General features: G+C 52.9%; 13 protein-coding genes. 6 read left to right on the top strand and 7 right to left on the bottom strand.

Going from position 1 to position 10,832, the window contains the following annotated elements; translation table 11 throughout:
• Nucleotides 1–238: 238 nt before the first annotated feature.
• Nucleotides 239–772 carry a DUF3828 domain-containing protein gene (locus KXR87_RS22895; RefSeq protein ID WP_437434488.1) on the bottom strand — a complete coding sequence of 178 codons (534 nt, stop codon included), beginning with the start codon at nucleotides 770–772 and terminating at the stop codon, nucleotides 239–241.
• A gap of 105 nt (nucleotides 773–877) precedes the next feature.
• Here KXR87_RS22895 and KXR87_RS22900 point away from each other — a divergent pair, with 105 nt between their 5' ends.
• Complete coding sequence (locus tag KXR87_RS22900) at nucleotides 878–1,339, top strand: carboxypeptidase-like regulatory domain-containing protein (protein ID WP_437434489.1); 462 nt, start codon at nucleotides 878–880, stop codon at nucleotides 1,337–1,339.
• Between the two features lie 34 nt (nucleotides 1,340–1,373).
• Here KXR87_RS22900 and dkgA read toward each other — a convergent pair whose 3' ends face one another.
• Together dkgA and yqhD are read right to left on the bottom strand one after the other, a co-directional pair.
• On the bottom strand, nucleotides 1,374–2,201 hold the full coding sequence (dkgA, locus tag KXR87_RS22905; RefSeq protein WP_437434490.1) for a 2,5-didehydrogluconate reductase DkgA: 828 nt from the start codon (nucleotides 2,199–2,201) through the stop codon (nucleotides 1,374–1,376).
• Between the two features lie 101 nt (nucleotides 2,202–2,302).
• Complete coding sequence (yqhD, locus tag KXR87_RS22910; protein ID WP_437434491.1) at nucleotides 2,303–3,466, bottom strand: alcohol dehydrogenase; 1,164 nt, start codon at nucleotides 3,464–3,466, stop codon at nucleotides 2,303–2,305.
• Nucleotides 3,467–3,657: 191 nt separating this feature from the next.
• Here yqhD and KXR87_RS22915 point away from each other — a divergent pair, with 191 nt between their 5' ends.
• The gene (locus KXR87_RS22915; RefSeq protein WP_437434492.1) at nucleotides 3,658–4,557 is read left to right on the top strand and encodes an AraC family transcriptional regulator; all 900 of its coding nucleotides are present in this window, start codon (nucleotides 3,658–3,660) and stop codon (nucleotides 4,555–4,557) included.
• Between the two features lie 43 nt (nucleotides 4,558–4,600).
• Here the strand turns inward: KXR87_RS22915 and KXR87_RS22920 are convergent, their stop codons facing one another.
• Nucleotides 4,601–5,260 carry a DedA family protein gene (locus tag KXR87_RS22920; protein WP_437434493.1) on the bottom strand — a complete coding sequence of 220 codons (660 nt, stop codon included), beginning with the start codon at nucleotides 5,258–5,260 and terminating at the stop codon, nucleotides 4,601–4,603.
• 130 nt (nucleotides 5,261–5,390) lie between these two features.
• The gene (metC, locus tag KXR87_RS22925; RefSeq protein ID WP_437434494.1) at nucleotides 5,391–6,578 is read right to left on the bottom strand and encodes a cystathionine beta-lyase; all 1,188 of its coding nucleotides are present in this window, start codon (nucleotides 6,576–6,578) and stop codon (nucleotides 5,391–5,393) included.
• Between the two features lie 249 nt (nucleotides 6,579–6,827).
• On the opposite strand from metC, the gene exbB reads away from it, so the two are divergent.
• Nucleotides 6,828–7,562, top strand: a complete 735-nt coding sequence (gene exbB, locus KXR87_RS22930) for a tol-pal system-associated acyl-CoA thioesterase (protein WP_437434495.1) — start codon at nucleotides 6,828–6,830, stop codon at nucleotides 7,560–7,562.
• A 6-nt stretch (nucleotides 7,563–7,568) separates the two neighbouring features.
• Nucleotides 7,569–7,997 (top strand): TonB system transport protein ExbD, encoded by a 429-nt coding sequence (exbD, locus tag KXR87_RS22935; protein WP_437434496.1) that lies wholly within the window; start codon nucleotides 7,569–7,571, stop codon nucleotides 7,995–7,997.
• 171 nt (nucleotides 7,998–8,168) lie between these two features.
• Here exbD and KXR87_RS22940 read toward each other — a convergent pair whose 3' ends face one another.
• Nucleotides 8,169–8,627: a cytoplasmic protein gene (locus KXR87_RS22940; RefSeq protein ID WP_437434497.1), complete on the bottom strand. Its 459-nt coding sequence runs from the start codon at nucleotides 8,625–8,627 to the stop codon at nucleotides 8,169–8,171.
• A gap of 1 nt (nucleotide 8,628) precedes the next feature.
• Nucleotides 8,629–9,033 carry a hypothetical protein gene (locus KXR87_RS22945; RefSeq protein WP_437434498.1) on the bottom strand — a complete coding sequence of 135 codons (405 nt, stop codon included), beginning with the start codon at nucleotides 9,031–9,033 and terminating at the stop codon, nucleotides 8,629–8,631.
• Between the two features lie 103 nt (nucleotides 9,034–9,136).
• Here KXR87_RS22945 and KXR87_RS22950 point away from each other — a divergent pair, with 103 nt between their 5' ends.
• Entirely contained in the window at nucleotides 9,137–9,643 is a 507-nt protein-coding gene (locus KXR87_RS22950) for an ESA_00282 family adhesion-associated protein (RefSeq protein WP_437434499.1), read from the top strand.
• A gap of 103 nt (nucleotides 9,644–9,746) precedes the next feature.
• Nucleotides 9,747–10,241, top strand: a complete 495-nt coding sequence (locus KXR87_RS22955; RefSeq protein ID WP_437434500.1) for a TIGR00645 family protein — start codon at nucleotides 9,747–9,749, stop codon at nucleotides 10,239–10,241.
• The last annotated feature ends 591 nt before the right edge of the window (nucleotides 10,242–10,832 follow it).

The raw sequence follows: 10,832 nt of genomic DNA on the forward strand, positions 1-10,832 counted from the left end.
CTGAACGAGGAAAATCAGGGAAAGAGCAGGTCTGCGCGGGAATGAGAAAGCTGTTGCAACTGGCTTATGGCGTAGTGAAATCGGGTCGCATATTCGACGCTGAGATACCGCTTGCGGCCTGAACCGCAAGACGGTATCTCTCCCCAAAGAGGAGAGGGAACCGGATGGGATTGCATTTTTTTGTGACGATCCCTCGGCTCACCGGGAGAGGGAACTGCCCGGCGCCGCCATTTCGCTCTCAGGGAGAGGGCTGGGGTGAGGGTGAACTGACGGTACCTTTCTCCGATGCTTTATCACTTTGCGCTTCTTCAATTCGCTCGCGGTTATACGCTTTCATCCCTTCATACAGGCTGCTCGTTTCATTGACGATATCATCAATCAGCCAGCGACCGTTTTCATCCACCAGCACCAGCGTTTGCGTCACGGTTTCTGGCCCGTCGCTGAACGGGCGAAAACGTACCACTGCATCCACATGCTGCGGATCGTGTGTCACGATATCAACCTGCTCCAGTACCAGGTTGTCATAATCCTGGCAGCTGCACACCGGGTCGTAATTCAGATAGCCCACATCGCCTTGCGCTGTCAGTTTCTGATCTTCCGCGACCACTTTCATAAGGCGGCCTGAGATGATCTGCTCCTGGCCGGATGCATCAAAAACCACACCCGGTGCGTTATTCGCATAGTGCTGATAAAGCAGTTCCACGCTACGCTGTGGAGACTGCCCAAAGACTGAAAAACTGCACACAATAAGCAGGGCTAAACATTTTTGCATAGCGGCATCTTTTTTTGGGGGTACGGTACTCAGAGTAGCACTGCCTTCGGCGGTGTGTAAGTCTCTGCAGTGAAGAGAGGTTAACCTGTATTCAGGGAGTGAACGATGGCAAAACGGTTCTGGCCGGGCCTGGTATTGCTGGCACTACTGCAAAGCGGATGCGTTGCGTATACCCGGTCGCAACCGGTGGTGGAAGGGCGTCTGCTGGACAGCGATGGCAACGCGATTTCGGCGGCGGAGATCACGCTGAAAAGCAATGGCTCTGACGCCAGCACGCTCACCGATAGCAAGGGGGCATTTTTCTTCAGGGGCGACCATGAATGGTCACTCTTTTTGCCCATCGGCCCTATTGATAAAATTAATATTTCCCGGTTACTTATTACAGCCAGGGGGCAACATTACGATGTATTGCTCTCTTATCGTCTGAGTGGCTCCTATGAGGGCGCGCCTGATGAGATGGGAGTTGTGTGCACCCTACCGCGAACGCAGCAATCGCCCGACACACAAACGGGTGAGCATGATATCTGCAGACCTGTACCGCTTAGTCGGGTCAACACCGCAGGATAGAATAAGCCCGGCCAGAGGGCCGGGCGCAGAGAGATTAGCCTCCGAACTCATCCGGGTCTGGCCCCAGGCGTTTGCCCTGATCCAGCTTCGCTATTTCGACCATCTCGTCTTTATCGAGGCGGAAGTCCCAGACGTCAAAGTTTTCGGCAATACGCGACGGGGTCACGGATTTCGGAATCACCACCAGGCCGCTGTCGAGGTGCCAGCGAATGACAATCTGTGCTGCCGTTTTGCCATACTTATCCGCAAGAGTACGAATAATTTTCTGATCGAATACCCCTTCGCCACCCTGTGCGAGCGGGCTCCAGGACTCGGTCTGAATTTTGTGCGTGGCATTCCAGGCGTGCAGCTGGCGCTGCTGGAGTAGCGGGTGCAGCTCTATCTGGTTGATCACGGGCGTCACGTTAGTTTCATCAATGATCTTTTGCAGATGATGGATCTGGAAGTTACAGACCCCAATACTCTTCACCAGCCCCTGCTGCTGTAGCTCGATCATCCCCTGCCAGGCGTCGACATAATGGTCGATAGCCGGAACCGGCCAGTGCATCAGATACAGATCCACATGATCCAGCTTCAGCTTTTCAAGGCTCTCCTGCAATGCTTCACGGGGACGTTTCTGATCGTCATTCCACAACTTTGTGGTGATGAACAGCTCGTCACGTGGGACGCCTGCGCTTCGCAGCGCATCGCCTACGCCGTCTTCATTTTTATACGCCGCTGCGGTATCAATAGACCGATAACCCACCTCCAGCGCTTTGTGAATGGCGGAAACCACTTCCTCATTACCCGCTTTCCACACGCCGAGACCGAGCTGCGGCATCAGATTGCCATCAGCAAGTTTAATCACGGTTGAATGTGTCATGCATGCCTCCTCTATGTACTTACCGGGACGGAGCCCGGTAAGGTTGTGTGCATTAAGTCTGGACGAAAAGCCCAAAAACGAAAGGCGAGGGCGTAAAAAGCTTAGCGTGCCGCTTCATAAATGCGACGGCTGACATCCAGGGTAATATCCTGATGTTCGCCGAGTTTTGTCATGCCATGCTCTTCCAGTTTTGCCAGCAGGGCCGGGACAGAACTGCCGTCCAGACCGTAACCGGACAGGCGGGTCGGTACGCCCATCTGCTCGAAGAACCCGCGTGTGGCTTCGATAGCTGCATCAATACGGGCATCGTCTGAGCCTTCGGTGATGTTCCAGACGCGTTCTGCGTACTGCAGCAGTTTGCCACGTTTGGTGTCGCGTTTTTCATTCCACAGTGCAGGCAGCACCACCGCCAGCGTCTGGGCATGATCCAGACCGTGCATCGCCGTCAGTTCGTGGCCCAGCATATGGGTTGCCCAGTCCTGTGGCACGCCTGCACCAATCAGACCATTAAGCGCCTGGGTTGCAGCCCACATGACGTTGGCACGCACGTCGTAATTTTCCGGCTCCTGCAGTGCTTTCGGACCCTCTTCGATAAGCGTCAGCAGAATGCCCTCGGCGAAACGGTCCTGAATTTTGGCATTCACAGGCCAGGTGACGTACTGTTCAACGGTATGCACAAAGGCATCGACCACGCCGTTCGCGACCTGGCGCGGCGGCAGGGTGTAGGTATACACCGGATCGAGTACGGCAAAGACCGGCTGCACATGCACAGAGTGGAAGGCTTGTTTATCGCCCGTGGTTTTACGGGAGATAACCGCACCTTTATTCGATTCAGAACCCGTTGCCGGCAGCGTTAACACGGAACCCATCGGGATTGCGCTGGTTATTTTACTGCCGGAGGTCTGCAGAATTTCCCAGGGGTCAACGCCGTCAGCGTAGTGGGCCGCGGCGGCGATGAATTTGGTGCCGTCGAGCACCGAACCGCCACCGACCGCCAGCAGGAAGGTAATGTTTTCTTCTTTAGCAATTTTTACCGCGTTCATCAGCGTTTCGTAAGAGGGGTTGGGCTCAATGCCGCTGAACTCACGCACGTCCAGCCCGTCCAGCGCGCGGTAAACCTGGTCCAGCACACCATTTTTCTTTACGCTGCCGCCGCCGTAAGTAATAAGCACGCGGGCATCAGCGGGAATCTGTTCACGCAAATCGGAGATGGCATCTTTGCCAAACAGAATGCGGGTGGGGGTATGAAGAGTAAAGTTGTTCATTGCTCGTTCCCTTATGTGGGTAGAAAGGTGGCGGCACAACGCGGCCTGATGCTGAACATTGTGGACAGCAAGGCGCATCCTCTCAATGCACATTCCTGCCGATGTCTTGCCCATTTCTACTCAGCGCTGGAGAAAGCGAAAAAAACTGCGCACACTGTCAGCGTCGGGAATTGCACCTGGAGTGAGAACAAATGAACCGTGAAGCTATCTGCCAGCAGTTAACTGAGCAAATTAAATGCCTTAAAAGTCATGAAAATAGATTAAGTGAGCTGCTGCCGGATGTCCGTCTGCTCTACGGGACTCAGCCTGGAACGCGCACCCCGGTGATGTATCAGCCTGGCATCGTTTTTCTCTTTTCCGGGCATAAAATTGGTTATATCAATGAGCGGGTATTCCGCTATGACACCAATGAATATCTGCTCCTGACCGTGCCTCTGCCCTTCGAGTGTGAAACCTTCGCGACGGAGGCGGTGCCGCTGGCAGGGATCCGCCTGAATGTTGATATTCTCCAGCTGCAAGAGCTGTTAATGGATATTGGCGAGGATGAGCTGTTTCGCCCGGCAATGGCATCGAGTGGGATTAATTCCGCTACGCTCTCGGACGAGATCCTTTGTGCCATTGAGCGTCTGCTGGACGTGATGGACAGGCCGCTGGACGCCCGTATTCTCGGCAAGCAGATTGTGCGTGAGATCCTCTACCATGTGCTGCTGGGGCCAGGAGGCGGTGCTCTGCTGGCGCTGGTCAGCCGTCAGACTCATTTCAGCCTGATAAGCCGCGTACTCAAGCGTATCGAAAGCCAGTACACAGAGAACCTGAGCGTGGATCAACTGGCATCAGAGGCGAACATGAGCGTCTCGGCGTTTCACCATAACTTCAAGTCGGTCACCAGTACCTCACCCTTGCAGTACCTGAAGTCATTCCGTCTGCACAAAGCACGCATGTTGATGATTCACGATGGTCTTAAGGCCAGTGCGGCCGCCATTCGTGTAGGGTACGAAAGCCCGTCTCAGTTTAGTCGTGAATTCAAGCGCTATTTCGGCGTGACGCCGGGAGAGGATGCCGCACGCATTCGCACGATGCAGGGGATATAAGGCGCAAAAAAGCCGGGTCAGCCTGTCGGTGCCCGGCGTGTTTTCAGGCGTTGCAATATTTCTTCTTGATAACCACCGCGAGCGTCCCCACCAGACCCGCTACCAGCAGGAATACCGGCAGGATCATCAGGAAGGTCATCACCTGGTCTTCATGACGTTTCACAAACGGGATCATGCTGATGGCATAACCGAGGGAGGTAATAATGCCGACCCACAGCAGCGCGCTCAGCCAGTTGAATATCTGGAAGCGGCGGTTAGATAACCCGGAGATACCGGCCATCGTGGGGAGCAGCGTGCGGATGAACGCCAGGAACCGACCCGCCAGCAGCGCCAGTAAACCGTGCCTGTCGAACATGCAGGTTGCGCGCTGATGATATTTTTCTGGCAACTGGGCCAGCCAGCTTTTTACCACCCGAGTATTTCCAAGCCAGCGCCCCTGCAGGTAACTGAGCCAGCATCCCAGGCTTGCCGCCGAGGTGAGGATAAGCAGGGTAGAAATGTAATCCATACAGCCGCGAGCGATGAGCGCTCCTGCCAGCAAAAGCAGGCTGTCTCCAGGTAAAAAGGAGGCAGGAAGCAATCCATTTTCTAAAAAGAGGGTGACGAACATCACAAAGTAGACGACGCCAACCACATGTGGGTTCGCCAGCGCTGCAAAGTCGTGTTGCCAGAGCGCAGCGATAATGTCTTGAATTACAACCATGGACTTTCCTGTGGTACCGCTTAGAAGAGGCTATTGTACGCGTTTATTGCCCGAAACACCTTGATCCCGGGCGCAATTAATACAGAGTTATCTGCTGGCATAAAGAGAATTTTTAACCAGCCTTATCAATCTACACGATGCGTTGAAACCCTGCTGCTAAATCCTCGATTAAATCATCAACGTTTTCTAAACCAATATGCAACCGAATGAGCGTACCCTCAAAATCCACCTGGCCCTGGGGGCGAATCGCCGCAATCTGTTCCGGCTGATTGGCCAGAATGAGTGATTCAAAACCGCCCCAGGAGTAGGCCATCGCAAAGAGGGTAAACTGGTCGAGAAAGGTGGCCAGTTCGTTATCGTTAAGGCGTTTATTCAGGACAAATGAGAAGAGGCCGCTGCTGCCACTGAAATCCCGCTTCCAGAATTCGTGCCCTTTGCTGCCGGGCAAGGCTGGATGGTTGACGCGTGCCACCTGCGGATGGGAGGCCAGCCACTCGGCGACCTTGACGCTGCTTTCATGGTGCTGACGCAGCCGCACACCGAGCGTACGCAGACCGCGGCTGGTCATATAGGCGGTGTCGGCATCGACCATCTGCCCCATTAAATAGGCATTCTCACGCAGTTGATCCCAACAACGAGCATTGGCGACGGCGGTGCCTATCATCCCGTCTGAATGACCTATCAGGTATTTGGTCGCCGCCTGAAGAGAAATATCTATATCAAATTCCAGTGCTTTAAACAGAATGCCCGCAGCCCAGGTGTTGTCGATCATGATAATGGCTTCTGGGGCAACGCGCCGTACCGCGGCAACAATGGCAGGGACGTCGTGCACTTCCATGGTGATGGAGCCTGGAGATTCGAGAAACACCACTTTCGTGTTTGGTTGAATCAGCTCTGCGATGCCTGCGCCAATTAGCGGGTCGAACCAACCGGTGGTGACCCCCAGTTTGGCAAGGACTTTGGTACTGAAATCCTGGGTGGGTTCATAGGCCGTGTTAGTCACGAGAATATGATCGCCCTGGCTGACGAACGCCAGAATAGTATTCGCAACGGCTGCCGCACCACACGGGAACAGGGCGCAGCCTGCCCCGCCTTCCAGTTCGCACATGGCTTCCTGCAATGAAAAATGAGTCAGCGTGCCCCGACGGCCATAAAACAACTCGCCTTTTGCACGATTGCGGGTGGCATGCTTCTTGGCCTCCACACTGTCGAACACGAGTGAAGAAGCTCGCTGAATGACGCTATTTACCGCGCCCTGGGTGTATTTTTTGCTGCGCCCTGCGTTGACCAGGGCGGTATCCATTTTCTTCGCCGTCATGTTCACTTCACCTGTTTTATACGTCTGGATGTCCAGACTACCATGATTGCCCGGCGATGCACCGTCGACACGGTTATAAAGTATAAAATTCCCTGAATATCGCCCGGCGGGACTTTTTACTGCGTAACCGCAAAGAAAAAGCGGGGGCATTAGGGCAGTATGTAAATACTAATGAGAACTACTATCAATTCGACGTCGATTTGATATTATTATATTCAGATTTTGTGATAGGCGTCCTGGAGAAACACAGTGGGTAATAATTTGATGCAGACGGATCTTTCCGTTTGGGGTATGTATCAACATGCCGACATCGTCGTGAAGATTGTGATGATCGGGTTGATTCTGGCATCAGTAGTTACATGGGCCATCTTCTTTAGTAAAAGCGTGGAATTACTTTCGCAAAAGCGCCGCCTCAAGCGTGAGCAGCAGTTGCTTTCTGACGTGCGTTCTCTGGATCAGGCCAGCGACATCGCCGCCTCTTTCCACGCCCGCAGCCTGAGCACTCAGCTGATTAACGAAGCGCAGAACGAACTGGAGTTATCCGCCGGTAGCGAAGATAACGAAGGGATCAAAGAGCGTACTGGTTTTCGTCTCGAACGCCGGGTTGCTGCAACCGGCCGTCATATGGGCCGTGGCAATGGCTTCCTTGCGACCATAGGCGCTATCTCCCCGTTTGTCGGCCTGTTCGGCACCGTGTGGGGGATCATGAACAGCTTTATTGGTATTGCTCAGACGCAGACCACAAACCTTGCCGTCGTGGCTCCTGGTATTGCCGAAGCGCTGCTGGCAACAGCCATTGGTCTTGTCGCGGCAATTCCAGCCGTAGTCATCTATAACATTTTCGCCCGTATGATCGGCGGCTATAAAGCGACCCTTGGCGATGTTGCTGCGCAGGTTCTGCTGTTACAAAGCCGCGATCTGGACCTGGCGGCCAGCTCGTCTGCTAAACCCGTCCATACGGCCCAGAAATTACGAGTAGGTTGATGTCTCATGGCAATGCGTCTAAACGAAAACCTGGACGATAATGGCGAAATGCACGAGATCAACGTGACGCCGTTTATCGACGTGATGTTGGTTCTGCTGATTATCTTTATGGTGGCGGCTCCGCTTGCTACCGTCGATGTCAAAGTGAATCTGCCAGCCTCTTCCAGCCAGCCGCAACCCCGTCCGGAAAAACCGGTTTATCTTTCTGTCAAAGCGGATAACACTATGTTTATCGGTAACGATCCGGTGACGGACGAAACGATGGTGAGTGCGCTGAATGCTGTGACAGAAGGAAAAAAAGAGACCACCATCTTCTTCCGTGCGGATAAGACGGTCGACTACGAAACCATGATGAAAGTCATGGATACCCTTCATCAGGCGGGTTATCTCAAAATTGGTCTGGTAGGCGAAGAGGTCGCGGCCGCTGCTAAATAGTTTCTGTTTTACTGAAAAGGCCTGCATGACGCAGGCCTTTTTTTGCGCGTAAAGCCGCCGGAGAAACCTTAATTTGAGCGTGACTACATCATTTTTAATTTTTATTAAAAGACCAACCGTTAACAGAATATTTCACGCTTAATTCGGGGGGAACCAGGGGTCAGGGAAGGGTTATTCCACCGCAGGTCTTACGGCGGGCAGGGAGGCTTCATCTTGCGGGGAGGCCGCGCGCTCTTCCAGGGCGACCGTGGTCACCATCGCCGTGCGGTATTCTTCATCTGCGAGCTTACGACTGATGCGCAGCGTTGCAGCTTCGCGTGCAAGGATATACTGATAGTTCGCTTCCAGCCTGGCCATGATTTTGTCATGTAATTCAGGTCGCGCTTCAATGATGGCATTGATGGCAGCACCATAAATCTCTTCTTTTACCTGAAGCGCGTAGATTTCACGGCGGTTTTGCCATTTCAGACGTACCAGCGCGGCCGGGATGGAAACCAGTTCGTGGGCGATGCGCTGGATAGCGGCATTCTTACTTTGAATTAACGCTTCAATATTTTGCTTTAAGATAAATTCGTCGCTTTTATGGTTGTCGAAAACCAAATAAACGTCGTTATCTTCAACGTCTTTCACGCTATTCATCCCCAAGTTTATAAAACAAAGGCATATCTTTTTCGCGGGTTATGAGATTAAGCCAAATTTCATTACCCGCATCATTAATTTCTTTGGTTTTGTCGGCAATAATTTGACTTAATGTCTGAGCGTCGATCTCGCCTTCAGCCTGTAAATCATTAAGTAGTCTGGCAAAAGTATCGATTTTAACGACGCGAAATAATCGATCTTTTATATGTCGGTCGCGTTCCTCAAGTAACATATTCCGCGATTGCCCGGTACGCGTCACACTGGCTAATATGTCGCTGGCGTAATCAGAGAGAGTTGTTTTTCCCTGAGTTAAATTACTGTTTTTTTCTGCTTCACCGGAGTCGGATTCTGCAGCGGAAATGTGAAAGCGAGCCGGGACCAGATTCTCGGGCAGCATTTCTAATATCCTTTAATATCAACAGGGTGGGGTAAGTCCAGGCGTGAGGTTCGTTGACAATATCATGGCGCACTTTTAAAATCAAAAAAAATGGAGTCTGCACATGAACAGTATTTTTTATTCTGTTGTTGCTTTATTGCTGTTGACGGGTGGGGTGCTTTTATTGATGCGCGCTAACAATAACCCGTCAGCAGGTAGTGAAAATCTATTGTCGCCACCTCAAAGTAATCCGTTATCGAAAGAGGAAGGGGAAGACCATTTCTCTATGCTCATGAATGCCATTACGCCGGTATGGTACTGGCGGGTTAATCATGAATATATCGATTTCCTTCATGCCACCATTAAACGCATGAACATGGCGGAGTTAAATAGTGTTCCGGGATTATTCGAGGCGCAGCGTCGTTGCAGCGATCTCAATTCTGCGGTGTATAAGTATTACGACAATATAAAAAAGCGTTGTCTTAATGGTGAGAAAGTCCTGCATTCCGATCTGGATGTGCTAAACCTGCGCCAGTGTTTTCGGGAATTCAGCATGGAGGCCTACCCTGAGCTTGTCACGCTGGTGTGGCCAGAGTATAAGCGCCCGGAGATCACTCCCGCAGACGTGTAGCCGAGTAGTTGGTAAATCGTTGTAAGGGGGTTGGCATAGTGTTGCATTTCCGCCAGTAGGCTGCGGTATACTGGCTGCGGGTAACACACTCTTAAAGGATGCTATGGAACGATTTCTTGAAAACGCAATGTATGCCTCGCGCTGGTTGCTCGCCCCGGTTTACTTTGGTCTGTCTCTTGCACTGCTCGCCCTGACAGTTAAATTTTTTCAGGAGATTCTTCACGTTCTGCCCAATATTTTTAATCTGGCAGAAGCCGATCTTATCCTGACATTGCTCTCGCTGGTGGATATGACGCTGGTGGGAGGGTTACTGGTCATGGTGATGTTCTCAGGCTATGAAAACTTCGTCTCGCAACTCGACATCTCCCCTAATAAAGAGAAACTTAGCTGGTTGGGGAAAATGGACGCCACGTCCCTGAAAAACAAAGTGGCAGCGTCGATTGTTGCCATCTCGTCTATTCATCTGCTGCGGGTGTTTATGGACGCCAAAAATGTGCCGGATAATAAGCTGATGTGGTACGTGATAATCCATCTGACGTTTGTAGTGTCAGCATTTTTGATGGGATATCTCGACCGCATGACGCGGGATAAGCATTAAGAAGGGAGCCTTCTGCGGGAGGCGTTGCTTTCGGGTACGAACATTTCCCTCTCCCTGAGGGAGAGTGTCAGGGTGAGGGGGAATTGTATGTGGGCACGGTCCATCCCCTCTCCCCTCTGGGGAGAGGGCCAGGGTGAGGGGGAATTGTATGTGGGCACGGACGGTCCCCTCGCCCCTTTGGGGAGAGGGCCAGGGTGAGGGGGAATTGTATGTGGGCACGGACGGTCCCCTCGCCCCTTTGGGGAGAGGGTCAGGGTGAGGGGGAACATTCCGCACGGATGCTCAAGGAGAGTCTGTTGCAGATAGTGGAACACTCCCATGCAGGCTACGTGGAATGGTTCCGTTCACCCTGAGTGCATTCTCCCTCTGAAGCCGCTGCACCCGTGAACGTGCAAGGGAGGCTCGCCGCCGCCTCCCTTGCAACCCAGGCTCCCGGCCAGGAAAATCGCCGCTGCGCGGTCCGTTCGTCTTATGCCGCCGTGCTGTCGGGTCGGGGACCAGCCTGCATCCCTGCAGGCTATCCCCTCCGCCCGCGTCCCTGCGGGCGGTCCCGGCCCGTCGTCAACGCCTCACCGATTTTCAGCCGGACCG

Source organism: Yokenella regensburgei, assembly GCF_051486985.1.
Lineage (GTDB): Bacteria > Pseudomonadota > Gammaproteobacteria > Enterobacterales > Enterobacteriaceae > CBFFRJ01.